This window comes from Psychrobacter phenylpyruvicus DSM 7000 = NBRC 102152 (genome assembly GCF_000685805.1).
Lineage (GTDB): Bacteria > Pseudomonadota > Gammaproteobacteria > Pseudomonadales > Moraxellaceae > Psychrobacter > Psychrobacter phenylpyruvicus.
In genome coordinates this window covers 1-21,312 of sequence record NZ_JMKP01000033.1, presented here as the reverse complement: position 1 = coordinate 21,312, position 21,312 = coordinate 1, and the positions used below count along the sequence as shown (strand labels likewise).

General features: G+C 41.6%; 19 protein-coding genes and 1 pseudogene. 6 read left to right on the top strand and 14 right to left on the bottom strand.

The genetic code is table 11. The features are described 5' to 3' along the window. Positions 1-128: 128 nt before the first annotated feature. Together modA and modB are read left to right on the top strand one after the other, a co-directional pair. Positions 129-1,037 (top strand): molybdate ABC transporter substrate-binding protein, encoded by a 909-nt coding sequence (gene modA, locus G561_RS0111140; protein WP_028859630.1) that lies wholly within the window; start codon positions 129-131, stop codon positions 1,035-1,037. 185 nt (positions 1,038-1,222) lie between these two features. Then, the gene (modB, locus tag G561_RS0111135) at positions 1,223-1,960 is read left to right on the top strand and encodes a molybdate ABC transporter permease subunit (protein WP_051584522.1); all 738 of its coding nucleotides are present in this window, start codon (positions 1,223-1,225) and stop codon (positions 1,958-1,960) included. A 104-nt stretch (positions 1,961-2,064) separates the two neighbouring features. On the opposite strand, the gene G561_RS0111130 is transcribed toward modB, so the two are convergent. The 11 genes from G561_RS0111130 to G561_RS15385 all read right to left on the bottom strand — a co-directional run bounded on the left by G561_RS0111130 (position 2,065) and on the right by G561_RS15385 (position 13,012). Then, on the bottom strand, positions 2,065-2,580 hold the full coding sequence (locus G561_RS0111130; protein ID WP_028859628.1) for a molybdenum cofactor biosynthesis protein MoaE: 516 nt from the start codon (positions 2,578-2,580) through the stop codon (positions 2,065-2,067). 56 nt (positions 2,581-2,636) lie between these two features. Then, positions 2,637-2,879, bottom strand: coding sequence for a molybdopterin converting factor subunit 1 (moaD, locus tag G561_RS0111125; protein WP_028859627.1), 243 nt, complete (start codon positions 2,877-2,879; stop codon positions 2,637-2,639). A 43-nt stretch (positions 2,880-2,922) separates the two neighbouring features. Beyond that, positions 2,923-3,423, bottom strand: a complete 501-nt coding sequence (moaC, locus tag G561_RS0111120; RefSeq protein WP_028859626.1) for a cyclic pyranopterin monophosphate synthase MoaC — start codon at positions 3,421-3,423, stop codon at positions 2,923-2,925. A gap of 139 nt (positions 3,424-3,562) precedes the next feature. Then, positions 3,563-4,369, bottom strand: a complete 807-nt coding sequence (gene mobA / locus G561_RS0111115; protein ID WP_037032294.1) for a molybdenum cofactor guanylyltransferase — start codon at positions 4,367-4,369, stop codon at positions 3,563-3,565. 34 nt (positions 4,370-4,403) lie between these two features. Further along, positions 4,404-4,931: a molybdenum cofactor biosynthesis protein B gene (gene moaB, locus G561_RS0111110; protein WP_028859624.1), complete on the bottom strand. Its 528-nt coding sequence runs from the start codon at positions 4,929-4,931 to the stop codon at positions 4,404-4,406. Positions 4,932-5,013: 82 nt separating this feature from the next. After that, positions 5,014-6,264: a GTP 3',8-cyclase MoaA gene (gene moaA / locus G561_RS0111105; RefSeq protein WP_028859623.1), complete on the bottom strand. Its 1,251-nt coding sequence runs from the start codon at positions 6,262-6,264 to the stop codon at positions 5,014-5,016. A gap of 341 nt (positions 6,265-6,605) precedes the next feature. Further along, positions 6,606-7,895, bottom strand: a complete 1,290-nt coding sequence (locus G561_RS0111100; RefSeq protein ID WP_028859622.1) for a molybdopterin molybdotransferase MoeA — start codon at positions 7,893-7,895, stop codon at positions 6,606-6,608. A 111-nt stretch (positions 7,896-8,006) separates the two neighbouring features. Further along, complete coding sequence (torD, locus tag G561_RS0111095) at positions 8,007-8,666, bottom strand: molecular chaperone TorD (RefSeq protein WP_028859621.1); 660 nt, start codon at positions 8,664-8,666, stop codon at positions 8,007-8,009. 246 nt (positions 8,667-8,912) lie between these two features. Beyond that, positions 8,913-11,441, bottom strand: a complete 2,529-nt coding sequence (torA, locus tag G561_RS0111090; RefSeq protein ID WP_028859620.1) for a trimethylamine-N-oxide reductase TorA — start codon at positions 11,439-11,441, stop codon at positions 8,913-8,915. A 33-nt stretch (positions 11,442-11,474) separates the two neighbouring features. Then, positions 11,475-12,710, bottom strand: a complete 1,236-nt coding sequence (torC, locus tag G561_RS0111085; RefSeq protein ID WP_028859619.1) for a pentaheme c-type cytochrome TorC — start codon at positions 12,708-12,710, stop codon at positions 11,475-11,477. Positions 12,711-12,841: 131 nt separating this feature from the next. Beyond that, on the bottom strand, positions 12,842-13,012 hold the full coding sequence (locus G561_RS15385; protein ID WP_115342987.1) for a periplasmic nitrate reductase, NapE protein: 171 nt from the start codon (positions 13,010-13,012) through the stop codon (positions 12,842-12,844). 1,068 nt (positions 13,013-14,080) lie between these two features. On the opposite strand from G561_RS15385, the gene G561_RS0111075 reads away from it, so the two are divergent. Genes G561_RS0111075 through G561_RS0111065 form a run of 3 tightly spaced genes read left to right on the top strand, consistent with a single transcriptional unit; the run spans position 14,081 to position 19,999 of the window. Continuing rightward, on the top strand, positions 14,081-14,638 hold the full coding sequence (locus G561_RS0111075; RefSeq protein WP_028859618.1) for a hypothetical protein: 558 nt from the start codon (positions 14,081-14,083) through the stop codon (positions 14,636-14,638). After that, the gene (locus G561_RS0111070) at positions 14,625-16,871 is read left to right on the top strand and encodes a hypothetical protein (RefSeq protein ID WP_028859617.1); all 2,247 of its coding nucleotides are present in this window, start codon (positions 14,625-14,627) and stop codon (positions 16,869-16,871) included. The genes G561_RS0111075 and G561_RS0111070 overlap by 14 nt, the downstream gene beginning before the upstream one ends. Beyond that, positions 16,868-19,999 (top strand): site-specific integrase, encoded by a 3,132-nt coding sequence (locus tag G561_RS0111065; protein ID WP_028859616.1) that lies wholly within the window; start codon positions 16,868-16,870, stop codon positions 19,997-19,999. The genes G561_RS0111070 and G561_RS0111065 overlap by 4 nt, the downstream gene beginning before the upstream one ends. Here the strand turns inward: G561_RS0111065 and G561_RS14540 are convergent. Both G561_RS14540 and G561_RS14535 read right to left on the bottom strand, forming a co-directional pair. After that, positions 19,988-20,329 (bottom strand): transposase, encoded by a 342-nt coding sequence (locus tag G561_RS14540; protein WP_081794455.1) that lies wholly within the window; start codon positions 20,327-20,329, stop codon positions 19,988-19,990. The two genes, G561_RS0111065 and G561_RS14540, sit on opposite strands and share 12 nt — an antisense overlap. After that, positions 20,326-20,637 carry a transposase family protein gene (locus G561_RS14535; protein ID WP_081794454.1) on the bottom strand — a complete coding sequence of 104 codons (312 nt, stop codon included), beginning with the start codon at positions 20,635-20,637 and terminating at the stop codon, positions 20,326-20,328. Before G561_RS14535 ends, G561_RS14540 begins: the two co-directional genes overlap by 4 nt. A gap of 135 nt (positions 20,638-20,772) precedes the next feature. Here G561_RS14535 and G561_RS15625 point away from each other — a divergent pair. Then, positions 20,773-20,974: pseudogene (locus G561_RS15625) on the top strand (transposase); the annotation flags it as partial. Between the two features lie 88 nt (positions 20,975-21,062). On the opposite strand, the gene G561_RS0111050 reads toward G561_RS15625, so the two are convergent. After that, on the bottom strand, positions 21,063-21,312 hold a 250-nt coding region (locus G561_RS0111050; protein WP_028859615.1), incomplete at its 5' end, for an integrase core domain-containing protein.

Here is a 21,312-nt window from a genome sequence, read left to right as displayed (position 1 = left end):
ATACTGCCAAGCCGATAGCCACTGTCCTAGAGCCGCCCCTACCCGAAAGACTTATTCCCTAATCCTAAGATTTCAGACAAAATATAGACTTAGCTTTTTTCCTATTAATGTATCAATGTAGGTTGCCTATGACCCCTAATTTAAAACTTATCGCTAGCCTGCCTGCTTTATTAGTATTAGCCAGTTGCTCTGGTAGCAATAACCCCGAGAATACCGACGCTGCACCACAGGCTACTGCCAATGACAGTAAAGCCGAATCAGCTCAATTATTGCGTATTGCCGCCGCAGCCAACTTAGCTGGGGTATTACCCGCAGTGATTGAAGCCTACCAAGCTGAAGACGGTCAAAATAAGAGTGGTCAAAATACCGATAACCAAAAACCAAAAATTGAAGTCACCTACGCCTCATCGGGTAAATTATTTGCCCAAATCAACTCCGGAGCTCCGTATGATCTGTTTTTATCCGCCGATCAAGACTTCCCTGCCAAGTATGCTCAGCAGCAAGCATCCGCCAAAGTGACCGTACAAGCACCTTTTACCTATGCCCGAGGTCAATTGGCCCTATATAGTAGCAACCAAGATATCAGCTCAACCAAAGCTTTAGACCGAGCCAGTCTGCAACAACTGTTTATCACTCAGCCTACCCAAAGCAACACAGCGATTAAAATCACCCTGGCCAACCCAGAGCTGGCACCTTATGGGGCATCTGCCAAAGCTTTTTTACAGCAGCAAGGTATCTATGATCAGTTAAAGGATAATAAAAAATTAATTCAAGCCGAAAACATCGGCCAGGCTTTTCAATATGCACATACCGCCACCACCGACTATGGTTTTGTGGCCTTATCACAATTAATCAGTGCTAAAGTTGAACCCTCAAAATACTTAATCTTACAAGCCGACAGCTACCCCGCCATATTGCAAGATGGCATTGTGGTCAGTGACAGTGCTGCAGCCACAGACTTTAGTCATTATCTGCAGTCTGAACCGGCACAACAGCTATTTGCTGATGCTGGGTATCTGCCAGTCACTACTCCCTAGCTGTGGCGTTGACTTGACAGTAAATGCTAATAAAGGTTGAAGAGTCAGATAAAGTCTAGGTAAAGGGTGATAATATTGCTATGCTTGAAGCTTAGTAAATAGGATTAGCTTCTATTGCTTCTTGTTATCTATCGCCCCCTACCATCTATCATCTACTGTTATTAGCCCTTTGGTATTGACCCTCTATGTCACTTCTTACTCCTCACCTGTCTGACATGTTGCTGCCACTGTGGCTGAGTATCAAGCTGGCCTCTATTACCACCTTGTGCCTGCTGTTATTTGCCACGCCGATGGCTTATTGGTTGGCAAAACCCTCCTCTAGCACTCTTATCGCCCGTGTCAAAATCATGCTCATGGGGGTTATTGCGATGCCCTTAGTATTGCCACCAACGGTACTAGGGTTTTATCTGCTGTTACTGCTTAGTCCCAACTTTGCCCTCGGTCAATGGCTCATGGCACATAACATTGGGGCTTTGGCTTTTACCTTTGAAGGCTTGGTATTGGGTTCAATCATTTACTCCTTACCGTTTTATGTGCAGCCGGTGTATGCCCAGTTTTTACGCATTCCAAAAAGCGTCAGCGATATGGCCCTGCTACTAGAACCGAGCCGATTGCGCCGCTTTACCGCCGTATCCCTACCGCAAGCAAAAACCGGCATTATCTTAGGCAGCCTAATTAGCTTTGCCCATACCATTGGTGAGTTTGGGGTAGTATTGATGATTGGGGGTAGTATCGCTGGAGAAACCAAGGTCATCTCGATTGCCATTTACGAGCAAGTCGAAGCGCTAAATTATGAAATGGCCCACACCATGTCGCTACTATTGGTAGTGCTGGGTATTGTGTTGGTAGGACTTATTGCCAGTATCAATCGTCAGGTTAATGAAGGCTTTGCTTCAAGGCCTAAATCTAAAAGTATGAAATAGTAACCAAAAAAATCCAGCCGAAGCTGGATTATTAGCAGTTATTAACGTTAAGGGTCAATTTTGTGAATTAACCCTTGTTATATAAGTTATGTAACCCTTACTACTTAGCCATTGTTGCTAAGCCATTTGGAAGACTGATCTTGGTAATACTCTTGCTTCCACACCGGAATATCGGCTTTAATGGTATCTAATATCCATTTGCAGGCATCAAAGGCAGGATAACGGTGCTTAGAGGACACCCCGACCCACACCGCCATATCGCCAATCTCTAATGCCCCGATACGGTGAATGGCTACCGCATTTTGGATATCAAATAAACGCTTGGCTTCCTCAACAATCAGTTTGCCCTGATTAATGGCTAATTTTTCATAGCCATAATAAGTCAGGCTAGTTACTCGGCTGTCATTATTATGATTGCGTACCCAGCCCTCAAAGGTAGCTAAAGCACCGCACTGCTCATCTTGCAACATGTCCTTTAAACGCTGGGCATCAATGGCCTCATCAAGCAGCGCAAAGCCTTGAGTTTGTGCCAGCTGATATACTTCATCTGCCGTATGAGAAATACTACTTGCCTGTTGATGTGGCTGATTGGCGCTGCCCAAAGCGGTTTGACTGTCCATGTGTTACTCCAAAAAACATTTATTTAAATAGCTTCTGCATAGCTATTAACTAACGTCTAACCACCAGCCACAGGCGGAATAAAGGCAATAGTATCGCCATCATTAATGGCATCATCCCAGCTGGCAAACTCATCGTTAATGGCCACTCTCACCTTCGCGGTGTCCAGCTCAAAGCCATGTTGCTGCTGCAGCTGGGTGTATAACTCAGATAAGCTTACGTCGCCTGCCAAACTCAACTGCTGCTGACCTTGTTGCGCTTTTTCCGCTAAGCTTGCAAAAAACAAAACAGTAATATTCATAATGTACTCAACTTATTTAGTAGCTTTTTAAATCGAAACGAATCTAAACCTTCTGATAGTCAGACTTGCCACCGGTCTTAGTCACCAAGCGCATATCTTCGATAATAATGTCGTGCGATAGCGCCTTCGTCATGTCATAAATGGTTAGGCAGGCGACGCTCACTGCGGTCAATGCTTCCATCTCAACCCCAGTTTTGTGGGTGACTCGTACTGTTGAAGTCACCTTAATGGCACACGCCTCATCATCATAACTAAAGCTTAAACCCACCTTATCTAAGGGCAATGGATGACACAATGGAATTAAGTCATGGGTACGCTTGGCGGCCATAATCCCAGCAATATGAGCGGTCTGCGTAATGCTGCCTTTTTTGGTCATGCCATCAGCGGCTTTAATCTGGCTATAAATATCTTTTGGAAACACCACATAGCCTTGTGCTACTGCTTCACGGGTGGTCACCGTCTTATGGCCCACATCCACCATATGAATGTCACCATCGGCATCTAAGTGCGATAGCTGATGGGGCTGAGTCGATAAATCTGGCATGTTTTGATCAGAGTTTGAAACTGATGTAAGTGACATAATGGGCATTGACCTAAAGTTTTGGGCTAATTTGGTGAGGTTTGATTGGGCTAGCGATATCTATACGCTAATGACTGTTCATTGCATGGACAGCTCAATGTATTTACAGCTGCTGACAGGCGGTTTGAAACTGTTCCGGGGTATTTAAATTGCAAAGCGTATACCAAGCTTGCGGCATAGGCAGCGACTGGCTAATAGGACTAATAAAGCGCATTACCCGTCGCTCTCCACTATCTAAATAAGCTTTCAATGGCTCAGCTAAACTCAGCTGATACAACGCCAACAGCGGATAGTCTCGCTCCTCATCGGCCAACCCATACATTTGCGGTTGGGCGCCCTCTGTATTCGTTGCAATGTTGGTTGCGAGTGAATTTGGTGCAGATACAGTTTGAGTGGCTGAACTTTGAGCCTTTAAATGTTGCCAAATATCCGTAGCATTAACCAAACTATCGCAACTGACCACCAGTAGCCATTTTGAATCGCCATATGACAGACTATCCGCATCACGAGCAAAATCGCTATCAGAATCAAGGTCACTGTCTGCTAACAACTGTTGCATGCCGGCCAAGATGGCACCAAGTGGCCCTGCTGAATGTTTATGCTGTGCCTGTGGATTACTGCTGTGTGGCTCATAATCCATAATATGAAGAATAGAACCAGCTAAATGGGCAATGTTATTTGTAGTCTTTGTCGTCTCTGCATCAGCCACAAATCCCTGACCATTATCAGCAATTAAAATTGGCACCCCAAGCCGTGCTGCACTGCGCACATGATAATCCAATAAGGTTTCTCCATTAGGCAGTGTTAACAGTGCTTTGGGCGAGCCCATACGCGTTGATAAGCCGCCGGCTAGGATAAGTACCCCAGCCAAGGACTGTGCTTCAAAGCTGTGTGGCAGTGCTGCTGTCATTTAATTAGCTGTCATTTAATTAAGTGCTATTTGACTAGTCGTGACCTGGGTTAACACGCATCAAATGCGGCACGAAGTTACAAGGGCCGGTGCGGCTGTCTAATTGTTCTTTGATAATCTGTGTCCAACCAGTACGGCAAGCCCCTGATGAGCCTGGTAGGCAGAAAATAACGGTGTTATTAGCCATACCAGCAACAGCGCGCGACTGAATGGTCGACATGCCAATCTCATCTTTGGAGATTAAGCGGAACATCTCGCCAAAACCGTCGATTTGTTTGTCAAATAACACACTTACCGCCTCCGGCATGCTGTCACGGATATAAAAGCCGGTACCGCCAGTGGTAATCACCGCATGTACTTCAGGATCGGCAATCCAGCCACTAATCACCGCACGAATCTTATAAATATCATCGGTAATTAACTGACGATCGGCCAAATTATGACCCGCCTCTTGTAACGAGTCCGCCAAGTACTGACCCGAGGTGTCTTCAGCCAAAGTACGGCTGTCCGAAACAGTTAATACGGCTACATTTAACGGAGTAAATACTTTTTCTTTTGACATAAAAGCGCCTTAAATAATAGATAAAACAGTTACGGTTTAAAAATAAAACTTCTGCAATATGGCCTTCTAACCGCCTATTCTTTTAGCCACCAATCATGGACAAATTATGCATAATGCCACTATTGGATTCAGCCAAATGGTGGTGTTCTGGTTTTATTGGCATAAAGTCATGCAGCTTTTGTACCAAACCGGCCACATCCTGCTGCTGTAGATAGTGCCGAATATCGTAGTTGCCTTGGTCAAACAAGCACAAATGCACCTTACCTAGGCTACTGACACGCAGACGATTACAACTGTCACAGAAATGCGGCGCATACGGCGCAATCATCCCAATACGGCCCACATAATCGGGGTGGCTATATTCTATCGCTGGACCATCATTCTGACCTCGGTGATGCGCTTGCCATCCTTTTTTTAACAAATAATTGATAATAAGATCTGACTGAGCATGCTGAGCAAAAAACAAATCGCTATTGTCCGTAGTCTGCATGAACTCGATAAAGCGGTAGGTCACCGGACGGGTTTTGACAAAATCCAAAGCAGCCAACAAGCTGTCATAAGCAGTGTCTTCCATCAAGATACCGTTGAGCTTAAGCTTAATGTCTGTGGTGGCTAACAGTTTGTCTATATCTTGCAATAGCTGCGGCAACATATCAAAGCCGGTCATCTTATGAAAAGTCGCCGGATCAAAGCTATCGATACTGATATTGAGCTGATCTAGACCCGCTTGCTGCCAATCGGCCAAATGTTTGCCCAATTTATAGCCATTGCTGGTCATCGCCACCGTTTCGATACCTGGTGTGGCTTTTACCTGCTCGATAATCTGGGTCACATCTTTACGAATGGATGGCTCTCCACCAGTTAGACGCACCTTTTTTGTGCCCACCTCAGCGAAAGCCTTGATCAGTACCTCAATTTCTTGCAGCGTCAGCTCATTGTCCGGGCGCTTGCCTTGATAACCATTGGGCAAACAGTAGCCACAGCGAAAATTGCAAAAATCAGTAATTGATAAGCGCAAATAGGTCAAGCGACGTGAGAAGCCATCGGTTAATAGATGGTCATCTTTGTCCGCTGGCGAGGTGAGGTTATTGACAGACCCAGTTGTTACTGAGCTTTTGGCCAATTTAGAAAAAACCGTAGACAGTTCAGAGTCGCTTAATGCAGAGTTGCACAGTGCAGAATTGCTCAGTGAAGAGTCGCTCAGTGCAGAAACAGTATTAACTGATGACATCAGACCATGACCAGCAAACATAACTGAATTGGGGGAAGGTGTGTATAGCCTAGCTTTCCCTAGGTTGGAATTAAGAAGGGTCATATGCGGTACCGTAGTCATTGATAGTTAATGTGCTCTAAGCGTTGCCTCAGGTTGTGAATGGATCTTATGAAAGATGGTGGAATAATAGGTATTATAACAGGTTGAGGAGCAATAGATACTCACCCTAAAGAAGGCCCTACTCTAGGCCATCTACCTCTTTAGTAGTAGGTTGTTTCTACTATTTCACAAAGTTATTCAGTAGCGTATCAAGGTAGATGACCGGCAGTTTATGTATATTGACAAGACAATTGCCATTGATTATTAGTCATTATTTATTGATTGCCAGTTATTAGCTACAAACAACCAATGACTTCATAATAAATAACGCTAATAATCAGTAATGCTAAAATCAATAGCAGTTAGTACCAAGGAAAAGGCTGTATCGTTACCTTGTCTCCTGCAACCAGACTGCCTGAGTCTTTTGGTAATACAATCAAACAGTTGGCTAAGCTTAACTGTTTAATACGATGCGAATCCTGCTTGCCGGCGGTAGTTACCACATACTCCCCTGCTGTATTTTGGCTAAAAACACCACGCTGAAAATCAGCTCGACCCGGTGACTTTCTGACATCATTGGCCAAACTTGCCGTCAGGGTTAACGGCTGTGGAATATCTGCCTCATTAATGCCTGACAAACGCCACAAAGCAGGAATAATAAACTGTAAACTGCCCACCACTGAGGATAAGGGGTTGCCCGGTAGACCAAAATACAATACTGGTACCTCTAGGCCTGCGGTAAGCTCACCAAACACAAAAGGCTTGCCCGGCTTCATCGCTACTTTATAGTGATTAATCTGACCCAGCTCTTCAATCACTGTGGTCAAAAAGTCATAATCACCCACCGAAACCCCAGCGGTAGAGATCAGCACATCACACTCCTGCATCGCACTACGCACCGCCTTTTTGGTTAACTCCAAATGATCGGGGATAATACCGTAATCCTGGATTACTAGCGGTAGCTGGGCAAACATACTCTTTAAAGTCGGGGTATTGGAGTTATAAATCTGTGCCAACGTTTGTAACGGCTCGCCCACCGCCACCAACTCATCCCCTGTGGCTAAGATCCCCACAGTAAGTGGCTTATAAACCTCAACCTTGGCCACGCCTAAGTTGGCCAGTAAGCTAATGTCGGCAGGATTTAGACGTTTTCCTGCCTCCAATACCAGCTCACCTTCTTCAATCTCTTCACCCTGCTTACGGATATTGCTGTCAACTTTGGCGGCTTGAGTCAGCTCAATAGCGTAGGTCTGCGACTTATCAATGCTATCTTTGATATCCGCAAAGTTGGTATTTTCCTGCATGACCACGGTATCACAGTCGCTGGGAACCACAGCCCCAGTAAAGATGCGCACCCCTTGCCCAGGTAGTAGCTTGCCACTAAAAGGTGAGCCCGCCTGCGACTCCCCAACGATGTCAATGCTTGTGCCTTGCTCAAGTGAACTGCCCTTAGCAATGCCATACCCATCCATGGCCGATAGGTTTTGGCGGGGTACATCAAAGGGCGAGACAATGTCGGTGGCTAAAATATGATTGTGACTGGCCAACAAATCCCGAGTTTCTGTGGCACGCTTGGCAAACGGCAAGTCTTGGTTATTATAAGCCGTGATACGCTCGGTAATAGCGGCTTGTAACTCAGCAACAGTAATCATAAATTCGCTCTCCAAGGTGATGGTTGTTGGGTTGGGTTGGGTTAGGTTGGGTTAGGTTGGGTTGGTTAAATAAGATTCGGATTCGGCTTAGATTTATGTTTAGACCTATATTTAGTCTAGCTCTACCAAAGCCTGTTGATCGGCTCGCACAAAGTGTAGTAGCAAGTCAGTTAATGCGGGATAAACCTGTGTTTTTACACGGATAGCTTGGCAACGTTCATTAAACTTTGGCAACCAGTTTAACAAAGCACTTTGCAAAAAGTCACTTTGCTCAGCGGCGATGCGGGCCAACTCTTCGCCCTCTGCTTCACTGCCATGCTGAATCCATAAGCTCAATACTTGCAGATAAATACTCAGGTGATCTTTTGGCTCTCGGAAATCAGGGTGTAGATCCAGCTCATGCTCCGCCAAAAATTGACTCATTTGCTGCGCCGGCTTGCCATACAACATCTTATCGGCCTCTAAATAATAAGAGGCATAAGGCGGAGCGCTTTGATGACCACTTAATAAAAACATATGCGCAAAATCTGCTGCCAATTCCAAGGCTCTATCCGCTTCCGGGATGACTTTAAGATTATTTAACGCCTTTTGCAGTCGCTCACTCTGCGCTTGCAGACCTAGTTCTGAAAAAGCTTGGTGCAAAGCTGGGTATTGTCGTTGTAACTCAGCTAAGTTTTGTTTATTGAACTCACGGGCAAAAATCTCCGCAAACCAGCGATACAAAGCCGCACGTGCTTTATTGGCTGCTTGCCATTGTTGTTCATTATTCATGTGAATTCCATTACTCTAAAGGATTATTAGAAGCATCTTCCATGCCACTACCGTATATACTAGCGAAAACACTCACTAAAATATAGAACAGGGGCTCTGCTCAAACTATAAGCAAAGCCCCTGCTCTGTATTGCTAAAGCTATTGAAGTTAGCAAAGTTATTAAAACTATCAAAGCTATTTAAGTTACTAAAGCCTGCCGGCCCGACTTGCTCTGCAGGCCGAAACTGGCTGTGTTCCCCTAGTCTCTAGCCTTTATCTTCACTAGCTGGCGAGCCGTCTGGATTGACATAAGTAGGACCACCAAAAGCAGTCACTGCAGGCGCTTTGCCCACAAACTTCTCAATCTCAACCAAACAAGTATTGGCACTTGGACCCTGAGCCAACATTGAAGTCCCAATGTCTAAGGTCAAGGTGTTGGGGTCACCATACGTATCTAAGGCCCCAATTTCCGGACCTGTAGGACCGTACCACGCCCCTTCTTGAATACGAATAACGCCTGGCGGGAAGTTGTCTGAAATCACTGCACCGGCTAGCAGTTGACCACGGTCGTTAAAGACACGAACCAAGTCCCCATCTTTAATGCCACGAGCTTTGGCATCTTCTGGACCAATGTAGCAGGGCTCACGGTCTTGAACGGTATAAGTCGCTCGGCGCTCTTCAGACTCACAAGTCTGGGAGTGCAAACGGGTGTCAGGGTGTACCGACTGCAACCACAGTGGGTATTTGTCAGAACCTGGGCCACCGTGTGAGCGTTCTGTTTTTTCCATCCAAATGGGATGACCTTTACAGTCCTCATAACCATAGCTAGCAATCTTACGGCTGCTAATCTCAATGAAGCCTGAAGGCGTGCCTAAAGCGTTGACTTCTGGATCTTCACGGAAGTCTGCGTGGCGAACCCAGTTGTCCCCTTCTGGGAACAATACATAGCCTTTCTCCCAGAACTCTTTAAATTCTGGCATGTAGAAATCTTTTTTCAAGTTCTCAGCACGGCAGTCTTCATAAAGCTGCTCAATCCACTGCATCTCATTCATGGCACGGCTGTACTCGATTTCACGGCCCATGCGCTTGGTAAACTCATACCAGATATCGAAGTCTGACTTTGAGTGATATAGCGGGTCTACTAGCTTGTGCATGGCGATAACGCCGCGGTTACTGTACGACCCATAGGCATCTAAATCATTGCGCTCATAAGGGGTACAAGCCGGCAACACGATATCAGCGAAACGACAGGTGGCGGTCCAGTTATAATCCACGGACACCACGGTCTCCATATTACGGTAACCCTTCTTCATACGGTTACGATCTTGGTGACGATGCCACTGGTTACTACCGGTAAAGATACCCATTTTCAGTGGTGGCAAGGTAACTTCGTGGCCGTTAAAGTTAATCTTTTTACCAGGCTCTAGTAGACAATCCACCATGCGCGCTACAGGAATCACTGAGCTGTAGCCATTGTAATCATTGTTATCGTATTTTGCTTTACGACCCGTATCTAAGTTCAGTGGGAAAGCCCCTGGCATAGAAGCACCTGAAGCCGGCACTCCTACTGAACTGTAATGGTGAGAGTAACTAATGCCGCCACCCGGTAGACCAATTTGACCTAACATAGCGGCAATGATCGCCCCCATCCAGTAAGGCTGCTCTCCATGTTGCTGACGCTGAATGGCCCAACCAAAGCAAAGCTGAGTACGGTTTTTGGCCATTTTCCGGGCCAGCTCACGGATTCTGTCCGCTTTTACGCCGCAAATTTTCTCCGCCCACTCAGGAGTCTTCTCAACCTTATCTTCGGTCTTACCCATCAAGTAAGGGGTGAATTCATCTAGCCCTAGGGCATACATATCGATAAACTCTTTATCATAGAGCTTCTCGGTGTATAAAGTATGGGCGATACCCAGCATAAACGCCACGTCAGTCATGGGGTTCACGAACTGGTGCTCACACTCAAGATAGTTTTGAGTTTTACTCTTCACCGGGTCAATACAGATGACTTCAATTTCTTTATTTCTGACTTTATCGCGTAAGATTTCAAAGTACTCATAAGCTTCATGAGTCTCAGTATTCCAGCCCACTTGTAAATTCTTAATCGGGTCGTTGGCCCAGAAGATAATTACTTTTGAATTCTCTAAAATCAGTGGCCAAGAAGTCCCTTGCGAGTACACCTCTGTCGATCCCAAGATATACGGCAGAATCATCTGACCGGCACCGGTTGAGTAGTCACCCGCGGTCCCCACGCTCTTACCATGCATGGCAATGGCACGTAACATGTGGTTACCACAGCTGTGAACGTTACCTACCGAGCGCCAACCAACGTTTGCTGTGTGTAGCGCCCAAGGGCCGTAATCCTTTTGAATACGCTCAAGCTCCTCATATACAAGGTCTAGAGCCTCATCCCAGCTTACCCGCACGAAACGGTTATCACCACGCTGTGAAGTATCACTCTTGTGGCGGTTTTTGTACCAATCCACTCGGACCATCGGATAGCGCACACGTGAGGGGCTATAAATAATGCCCGGTACCCCATCCAAAATCTTAGTCGGATATTGATCAAACTCAAAAGGTTTAATCTCTACCAGCTTATCGGCTTCGACTCGGGCACGAAATGCACCCCAGTGAGCGCCTGACATCTTCCAGCCACTCCAATCTTGCTCTTCAAGTTTGCCACCTTTAGCATTAGTTAAGACGCTGTCATCGGCCAGTAGTGGCATAGGTAGCATCGCCGTCCCAGACAAAGCGGCTAGCGATTTTAAGAAGCCCCTACGGTTTATAGTTTTCATAATATACCTCTTATTCTTAGGCGTAATGGTGGGTTATGGTCTTGCCATCTGGATGGTATTCTCCGGCGAACCTGGAGCGTGTTTACTGCTAGCAAAGTCTGATGAATTTAGCTGCAAGTACTTCAATACCAAGCCTCCAGTATCATCATCTAGGTTAGTAAACCCGACCATACCACTCCATAATCCTGGCCACTGGTTCGCATCATGCGAAGCTGGATTTGGCTGACGGTGACACACACTACAGTTGTCATCATAAGTTTGACTTGCAATGTCCCACGCCGGCTCTAGGCTGTTCATTAACAGACCATCTTCTACCCAGAACTGACCACTAACTTTTTGCCACTCAAGCCCTGTCATTGGATCTTCTTTTGACTCTTTTACAGTGACAACGCTCTCATCACGCGACAATTCTTTTTCAATAATGGCATCCACGATGTTCAGACCAAAGTGGGTATACCAAACACGGCCGAAGCCTTTATTTTTACGCCACATGTCCAGCTCAATTTGAGTCATGCCATTTTCATGAGCAATAACTTTGGCGGGGGCAGCCACTTCAATAGTCCCTGCCGCTTTCTTTTTATCAGCATCAAGATATAAGGTCTGAGGCACAATGTTGTAATAAGTCTCACCGACTTTAATTTTGGTGCTACCCGCTTCAGACACTAACGAATCAAACGCTGGGTTGTGCATGCCTTCCATAACTGGCAATTCGTGGGCAATCCCTTTGTGACAATCGACACAGCTAGCATCACGTTCGGCGGCACTACGCATAATCATCTGCGAGGTCACCCGCATTTTACTAAAGTCCATACTGTCATAATCGTGACAGTTACGACATTCTTTTGAGTTATTGGCTTTAAAGCGGGCCCACTCACGCTGAGCTAAGACACCACGATGGGCTAAGAACTTCTCACGGGTACCAATGTCGCCCATCACATGCGACAACACTTCGCGCGAGGCTTGCATCTTACGCGCAATCTTATCAGTGAAATCATGCGGTACGTGACAGTCCTGACACTCCGCTCTCACCCCAGTACGGTTTTGCCAGTGTACTGTTTTTTGGAGTTCCGGCAGCATATTGTCTTCCATAGTGTGACAAGACAGACAGAACTCTTCGCTGTTGGTGGCCTCTAAAGCGGTATTAAATCCCGCCCAAAACCAAACACCGCCAATAAAACCGATGAGCACCAATACTCCCAAACCGATTTTTGTTGCGGGCTGAAATAGAAGTCGACGCAGCCAATTAAATAGCCGTTTTATTGCATCCATGATGATTCCTTGCCGTTTTTTCAAAAAGTAAAAAACTTTTTTAAATCATTTTTTTTACTCTGATCCTAGTCAATAATGGGTAATTTGCAGGTCATAAAGCCATACAAAATAAGTGATATTGGGAGTTGCGCTTAGGTTGGTGGTCCCCAAAAGAACATTTGGCCAAACCAAACAATAAAGCCATAAGCACAAACAAGTAATATGGCAATTAATGGTAGGGCAATAAAAGACATAACCAACGCACTTAACCATTGGCGCTTAACGGGCTGCTCCTGCTTTACGGGCTGACTGTGTGTTTGCATAGGTTTCCCCTTACGGTAGCTTTACGAATTTTAAAAAATTTTGCTTTTATTATGAGAAGTATCATTCGATAATTTGAAATTGAGTTGTCGCTATTTATACTGTGACTTTGGCTTAGCAATTTGAATTAGCACTTTTACTTCGTACTTTGTGAATAATTACGTTGCCAATTATTTGGATAACCCGACCTTGAAATAAAAAATAATTAATAGTAAAAGGGCGTGGAACGTACTTTTTTTGTAAACAAAGCGAGTAAGAAAAACTAAATTAAACGAGGGCTGAACAACAAGTTGATTCTGGGCATTTGCCGTCGGTTGACCGAGGATAAAATTGGCTAACCTGAAATTAGCCCTAACAATAAGTTAGAAAAATTTAGCTGTTAAGCGTTATAGTTTAAGGCTTGTACTTAATAAGCCTAGAAAATGCTTACCATATCCCCATTATAATTAAGGTAATAGCAAATAGCCACCTAATTCGTGGTACTTCAAGCTATATTTATGTCTAAAGCTAAGCAATCAGACTCTTTTTTGATATTTCTAAATTATTAGCGCTTTGTTTCTGCAGCCTTAATACATATTCACCCAATAATAAACGCTGAGTTTAACCCGTGCTTTACTGTGCTTTGGTTTACTACCCCCTAAAAACTAGCCATAAACCAAAAAGCCCACGGGTTTGATCCGTGGGCCTTTCATTGAGGTTTTAATTTAGTAATTTGTTGGACAAGCTAGTCTATTAAAGACATAGCAATTACAGACATAAAAAAAAGCCTCGCTGCTCTAATTAAGAGAAGTGAGGCTATTTTTTGCTCTAAGAGCGAATTTGGAGCGGGAAACCCCGACCTTGGCAATGTCACCCACCAAAGTTACTTAAAATCACTTTAACCTATAACCCTTTATATTAAAGGTTTATAGGTTTTTTTATTTTTATTTTACTACATGCAATTTAAAGCACTTTAAAATATTTATATATTTTTTGTCACGTTTATTTTATAGTATATTGACACCAACCTAAAATTACATCGGCCCTCCCCTACCCTTTATTTTCGCAAATTAATATATGGCTATACTAAAATGACCAAAACTAAAAAGGCCAAAATTAGGCAGTCAGTGAAAACCATCAAAATTGATGATCGATTTTTGGTACACAAACTTGCTAAAGTGCCATACAAGATTTTCTGTGAATCAGTCCATGGTAATTTAGTTATGGCCAAAAATAAGGTTGAACCTAAAATACCGTTAATCGAAATAACTGAATATAGAAACAACTATCTTTTTTTTGATGACTTTGAAACGCTTAGTTCAATTTCGTATGGAGATAAACTATCTATCCGGCGTATAGATATCAGTAATGCTGATATTGAAAGACGGGCATGGGAGTATTTGTTGAACCACTTAGTAATGTCAGAGCCACTTAATTTCGAGCTTTTACATAGTTTTAAAAATATTATCCCGAAACATATTCAAGAATACTTTTTTGGTGGGAGCTTCACTATTCAGCACATATTAGATATAAGAGGAATGCCACGTTATAAATATGATTATCGCTTGCAAAAGCATGGTGGATTAAATACTCATCAACTCCCTTCTTTTTCTGATTTAATTCAAGAGGTACGTAATGATCTTAAATGACATGGTTAATACGCTAATACCTCCAACAGAAGATGAATATACTGACGACCTAAAAGGCTTTTTTTTAACAATTGCTAGCATAGCCCCTTCTGATTTTACGGGCATATCTGTAAGATTTGGTGTTGAAGTTAGACAACCCACTATCTTGACCAAAGACACGCTCAAAAATATATTCGAGTCCTACAGTGGCAATTTAACTAAGACTGAAAATCTAACTCGCACATTTTTAGCCAGCACGCATCAACTTCAAACACTTGATATAAAAAACCCTTCTCAAGAATGGCTATGGATAGCTAAACTTTGTCACCTGCTTATTTATTTTGTAGAACACGATTTACCACAGCGGATAAAAGAGACGACAACTGAAGCGAGAAAATGGATCAATCCATCAAGCCATAATCACATCATCTGGCAATATTGCTATAAGGAACTGCAAAGCGACACCTTAGAAAAAACTTATTATAACTTTGAGTCTTATCGTCAGCAGCTTGAAAAACAGAACGATCCAAATCTCATTTCATTTTTGAAGATATATAGAACTATCGATTTTGCATTCAATAAAAGAAACAAAATAACTCGCAATATCACTGGTAGAAAAAAACGTTCGATAAGCAAGCTTAATGAACCAAAAACTGAATATGAGTATATAGATAATATTGATGAAGATACTGATGAATTAGTATCGACAACTATCTATGAGGAAACTGATGATCATAATGATGTTAATCGTGAAAGGCTGGATAATCCAGTACCAGACTTTACCTATATAAAACAAAGCACAGTAACAAATACTGAAAAGTATTCAGCCAATCTAATTTATCGTCGTACTCAGTCTAAATTTGCTCATGCCAATAAAAATGAGCGATTTATCAGTAGTAATATTAGGCTACTACCAATCAGCGTTATACAAAATATTTGCACTAAATTGTGGCAGTGGTTTGAAGATAATGGTCCAGATAGTAAGAGAGAAACAAAAAGAGCGATAGTATATTTGCTTCTATCATTATATACAGGTCACTCTGTGTCACAGTTGGCGCAAGATATAAATGAAAATAGTAAAAGTATTATCGGAATCAGTGCGCGAAAATCAAATTTTGATTTTATTATTCATCTTGATATCACCCCACTTCGGATCAAAACACCAGGCGTACAATTAGTCATCGCTAATCGTGTGACTCAATTTCAACTGCCTATTCCTATAGCATTAGGTACATTCTTAACCTATAAGGGCTATCCAGATAACCATCTTATTAATGAAATTATAGCCAAATTAAAAAAGGAGTTAGAACTGCCTTTACTAAGCCTAGGTCGTATTGAAAAATCTCTATACACTATTCTCACGCAGGAGGTGACAACCACTCAAATCGCGTCAATCATTACCACTCGTAATACTAAAAAACGGGCGGACCTTTGGTACTGCTCACACCCTATTGAAGAAGTTAAGCAAGCATATGCCAAGGCCATTGATATACTAACTAAGCGCTGTCATAACCGACAATTAGCATTTAACTATTTAGATGAGGTTAAACTAACAAAAGATTCAATTGGTAGTCAAAATAGCCCAGACTACCCTATTGTAAGTTTATTTATCGAACATCTACGTAAAAAGGTTATCACCACTACTGATTTCATCAAAAAGTTTAACGCTTACAACTTATGGCTTTGGCATATCTCACTGTTATTAACCTCTGTAAGAGCAGTAGAGGGTGCGCCAGGATTTATAAATCAGTTCAACTTAACTGCTGGGTTAGCATGGATTTCGGATAAAGAGGAACGAGCAACTAGTAACTCTCAACGGTTGATACCTATTTGTTCTTTTTTAGCATCTGCCATTGAAAGCTTTATGTCGTATTTAGAACAGTTTGCAACCAGCTATAAGTATTTAGAGCCACAATTAAGAAATGACGTTTTAAAAATACTCAACTCAGAACGACCATTATTAAATTATATTGACTCTCATAATGAATTCCATTCACTACGTCCTGGTATTGTTGCAAAAGAACTGTCAGACAATCTAAGATTTAAAGTTGACTGGACACGCCATGTTGGTCAACGATTTTTGCATGAACAAGGAGTAGACGAGTCTCTTGTCCTCGCGATTTTTGGTCATGAAATGATGGGTCAAGAAGCATGGCGCAAACAATCCTCTCTTAGTATTGGTGACATCATAGCTGTTAAAGATATCTACCAAAAACTAGCCGATGAGCTTCAGCTTGAGCAGGTAGCTTTATGAGTTCAAATATAAAAAATAGTGACAATGAGTTGTTTGGTCATGAAAGACGATCATCCCAACGCAAAAAACAACGTCAAGAAGCAATAGAGCAGTGTAAAATTCTTTGCGAAACCTTATGGCAAACCTTTTGTGTTCAAAACACACAAGAAAATATCAGCGATGACGATATCAATCAGCTATATGATGATATTCTGGAGCAGTTAAAAAAATGCGTTCCAACAAAATTTATTCCGTTTGCTTTGTTTGAACGCAAACGTTTTTTCGAAAAGATAAATCAAAAACGTAAGACCCTTAATCTTCCTCCTTTCCCAGAGCCTGTCATAGCATCTCGAGTCAGTCGCCCTAAGAATATTAATGATTTAGATAGCTTTTTATATTTATCGCAAGCTCAAGAGGTAGCAAACAATGCCATTGACACGTGGTGTCAAAAAAACAAATTCTCATTACTTGATAGTATTAGCTGGTTTTTATTTTCATTAGTTAGTTTTGCTGGATACAGTGATGACAAAATACTTAAAGCCATTTATGAATATATGGCTGAGGACAAGCCTGTTTATCAGTTGTTTGATGATATGTTGTGTTTACCAATTAAAATTGAATCACCTTTTTATGCTAATGAAATTAAAATACTTAATGATTCACTACAACAGTTGTACATTACTCGATTAGTTATTATTGATGATATTAGTCGTTTATGGTTGTACAAGATACAACATCAAACAGGAAGTGATTCTTTCCCTAAGTATCATCAAGTTATAAAGCGATTGGGTGAGTTTACAGGCGAGGGATTTACAGTAAAGTCTATTCATAAGTCTGAATACCTGAAGCATAACTCAGTATACTGGCAAACCCTCCCAAAGGTTAGACTCGATATACAACTTGTTCAAGTTCTATTAGGCAATCAAAACCAAACATCCATAACTCAAGAACAGTTACTGCGCTATTTTCAAAAAATAAAACAACCTAAAGCTGTACTGTCTAACAATGATATAGAAAAACTAACTATTGAAAGCAAAGATGAACTGAGAAGTACTGACGATAATTCACAGCAATTCAAGTCAGATATCGTAAAAGATGTTCGAAGCATACTAAATTCTGACGCCAAAAAAATTAGAGCCAAACTAGAACAACTGCTAACTGAACCTTTATTTCCAAATCAAATACGATTAGTGACTTGGATAATAGATTTGCATACCACTGGTAATAAAATCAGTACTTTAAAAAGGTACTTATCAGACATAGGTAATGACTTTATTGCAAGCACACGTGATACTGATTTTTTTGGATGGTCAAAACATAATTATCACTTCATATATGATGAAATTCTTGCGAATAAAAATCAGAATAGGATTGGATATACAACCACTGTAATTTGCTCATTACATAGTAGTTTAAAAAGACATTTTAAGGCACCTGACATCGATTTACGAGGTGGTGGCGATCCTCAAATCGTCTCAAGCTACCTAATTCCATATCAGGTTTATCAAGTACTACAAAGTAGCATTTCAAACCAACATGGTATAAGCGATTATTATAAGCAGCTCTTAAATATAGTGGTGACACTACTATATCGTACTGGAATGCGAATTAGCGAGATACTCGGTCTTCAGGTCAAGGATATCGAATATGACAATCAAAGCTTTAGTGAGTACAATATTATTGTACGATCCAATCCATACCGCTCCTTAAAATCTGATGACGGTACAAGGCGTATTTATTTATCAGTACTACTGCTAGATGACGAGCTTGAGCAGTTTAAAAAGTTTTTAAATTCTAGACGTACTCAAAATATTAATTATTTATTTACTTATCAATATCAGTCAAAGATACTCTCTCGACATAGCATTGAGCAGCCTATTAAAAAAATATTAGCAGATACTATATATCGTGATATTACCTTACATGCCTTTAGGCATAATGCCATCTCTAATATGGCGGTTATTTTGCGTAGTGATTACAATATCGCAAAGTATTTTATTGACTATAATGAAAATCAACTTACTACCATTAGACAGCATTTTTTAGGCAAAGTGCGCAAGGTTTCAACAAACTACTGGGATGCTTTGATGGAATTTGCAGGTCATGCTGACTTAAATACAACCTTTAGCTCCTACATTCATACAGCAGATATTATTGCCAGTTATCAGCTACAACAAGCAAACTTAACACTTCCTTCACATATTGTTTACAAGTTGATTAATACTAATCGAAACAAGCTCTATCAGCATAATAAACTAGCTGTTGACGCCAAAGAAAATACAGTCGATTTAAGCCAAATCAGACATTACATAAATAGGAAGATTAAGCTTGAACAATTAAGTACAACCATAACTATTTGTAATAAGGTCAATAAAGACTCTCATGATTCAAATACTAGTAGCAACAATCAAAAAGTTTCGGCTGTTTTCGGCATTTATAATCGTGAAGTGATTGAGAAGCTACTTCATGATATTGAAGACGGACAGCCTGTTAGCGAGGCAAGTAGTTTAAACTTTAATTATGATGATGCACTTAGGTTATATGAGCGTGCGTTAAATTTAGTGACTGATTCAAAAGGTAATCTCAATCACAAACTAATATCTAAAGATCGCAAGCAGAAGTCAGAGCATATATTAATTGCCCCGACACCCCTCCATTATCGCGAAGATAATGCATTACTGCAATTATGTTTTGATAATCTTGAAACGCTATATGCTGACCCATCGAGCAGGCGAGATGTAAAAGACATGCTAAAAGTGTTCTATGACAAAGTGAATACCTCAAAAAGTGAAATTCGTTTTCCTTTTAAAGAAAAGCAATTGTTTTACAAGTACTTAAAGGTTATGTGCCGGATATTACCTAGTCATTATTGGCGAATAAATGTCTGTAGTATCAGGTATAAGTCTCAAAACAATGAAAAGAAAAAAAGAACGATGAGCTCTTTGGTTGACAGTGAAGATACACTTAATAAAACTGAAGATCTCAAAGCTAATTATCCAGATTTTAGAGGTACTATCACCACTGATGATAATTACAATGGCTATGCATTATCCGTTATTAGCCCTGTAAAATCTAAGAAAAATCAATCTTCAGCTTTAATGAAGTATGTGCTACATTTTTTATTGATAGTTGAAGGGTTAAGTGGTTAATGGATTTTTTCGTAAGCATCCGACCAACCCCCTATTGGCTTGTTTGTCTGCTTTAGTCAATGGATTATGCTTGCTATGCTTTAAGGGTAATACGCTATTTTTATGATATTGTTGAATGCCTTGATAGCCTAAATCTATTTTGAGTATTTTATCTTGGCTGATAGCTAAGTAAGTATGTTTAAACAAGGTAAAATCGTGGCAGCTTCCTGTCGAAAAATCGTTGCAAATAATCTTTTGGCTATGTTGTTTATCAACAGCCACTTGAGCCTTTAGGGTGTGCCTTTTCTTTTTACCTGAATAGTATCGTCTTTGCCTTTTTTTTGACGTTATACGGGAATTTCAGTGGCATCAATCAGTACAACCTCGGTATTTGGATTTTGCCACAACTCTTTTTTACTCGGTAGCGATAGGTTGGAGTCTTTAACTAAGGTGCTTTCAACCCATTTTATGGTTTTACAGACGCTGCTTTCTGATATTTCATAGTCTTGAGCAAGGTGAAACTTAGTTCGGTATTCTCTATAGTAGCTAAGAGTCATAATTAACTGGTCTGCTACGCATAGTTTGGGTTTTCTTCCCCCTTTGGCATGCTTTATGTTATAAGCTTGTTTGAGTATGCTATGTATAACATTCAAATACATCTGGGGTAATGCCTGTGTAACGACGAAATGCTTCAGGTGCTTTTGTTTTTAGGTTCTGGTACTTCATAACCCCTATTAGTTATTATGGGTTTATACCAGTTTATCATACCCAGTTTGAGGTTTCGAAAGAGGTCTAAAAAAGAGTTACTTGGTATATGGTTATCAGAGAATGAGGGCACTAAGTCCTCGCTAGGTATTCTAACTGAGCAACAGAACCGAGGGGTGCAAGACATCCTCTCATTGCCTGTATTGATGGTTTATGGGACTTCCTTATGCTATTAATACTGTTTACCCCAATGCTCAGGTTCAGCTATATATCGTACACATAGTACGTCACTTTCAATGGGAAACTTACGAGTAGAAATAAATAGTGAACACTAACAACATGAACCGCCCCGACTATATCGGAGAGTTGATTGCTTGAGTCAGGCAGCTTTGTCTGACTCATTAAGGCTATCATAGTATCGTCTCTCAAACTCAAAAGGCGACACATAACCAATCGTACTATGAATGCGAGTTTTGTTAAACCAATCGACCCATTCAAGGGTTGCTAATTCAACATCATACGCATCCCGCCACTGCTGTTTTAAATATTCAATCACCTCTGTTTTATAAAGCCCGTTAACCGTTTCAGCTAACGCATTATCGTATGAATCACCGGTTGTACCAACAGAT

Coding starts and splice junctions, on each gene's coding strand:
- modA (WP_028859630.1), top strand. CDS start 129: ATGACCCCTAATTTAAAACTTATCGCTAGCCTGCCTGCTTTATTAGTA.
- modB (WP_051584522.1), top strand. CDS start 1,223: ATGTCACTTCTTACTCCTCACCTGTCTGACATGTTGCTGCCACTGTGG.
- G561_RS0111130 (WP_028859628.1), bottom strand. CDS start 2,580: ATGGACAGTCAAACCGCTTTGGGCAGCGCCAATCAGCCACATCAACAG.
- moaD (WP_028859627.1), bottom strand. CDS start 2,879: ATGAATATTACTGTTTTGTTTTTTGCAAGCTTAGCGGAAAAAGCGCAA.
- moaC (WP_028859626.1), bottom strand. CDS start 3,423: ATGCCAGATTTATCGACTCAGCCCCATCAGCTATCGCACTTAGATGCC.
- mobA (WP_037032294.1), bottom strand. CDS start 4,369: ATGACAGCAGCACTGCCACACAGCTTTGAAGCACAGTCCTTGGCTGGG.
- moaB (WP_028859624.1), bottom strand. CDS start 4,931: ATGTCAAAAGAAAAAGTATTTACTCCGTTAAATGTAGCCGTATTAACT.
- moaA (WP_028859623.1), bottom strand. CDS start 6,264: ATGACTACGGTACCGCATATGACCCTTCTTAATTCCAACCTAGGGAAA.
- G561_RS0111100 (WP_028859622.1), bottom strand. CDS start 7,895: ATGATTACTGTTGCTGAGTTACAAGCCGCTATTACCGAGCGTATCACG.
- torD (WP_028859621.1), bottom strand. CDS start 8,666: ATGAATAATGAACAACAATGGCAAGCAGCCAATAAAGCACGTGCGGCT.
- torA (WP_028859620.1), bottom strand. CDS start 11,441: ATGAAAACTATAAACCGTAGGGGCTTCTTAAAATCGCTAGCCGCTTTG.
- torC (WP_028859619.1), bottom strand. CDS start 12,710: ATGGATGCAATAAAACGGCTATTTAATTGGCTGCGTCGACTTCTATTT.
- G561_RS15385 (WP_115342987.1), bottom strand. CDS start 13,012: ATGCAAACACACAGTCAGCCCGTAAAGCAGGAGCAGCCCGTTAAGCGC.
- G561_RS0111075 (WP_028859618.1), top strand. CDS start 14,081: ATGACCAAAACTAAAAAGGCCAAAATTAGGCAGTCAGTGAAAACCATC.
- G561_RS0111070 (WP_028859617.1), top strand. CDS start 14,625: ATGATCTTAAATGACATGGTTAATACGCTAATACCTCCAACAGAAGAT.
- G561_RS0111065 (WP_028859616.1), top strand. CDS start 16,868: ATGAGTTCAAATATAAAAAATAGTGACAATGAGTTGTTTGGTCATGAA.
- G561_RS14535 (WP_081794454.1), bottom strand. CDS start 20,637: ATGTATTTGAATGTTATACATAGCATACTCAAACAAGCTTATAACATA.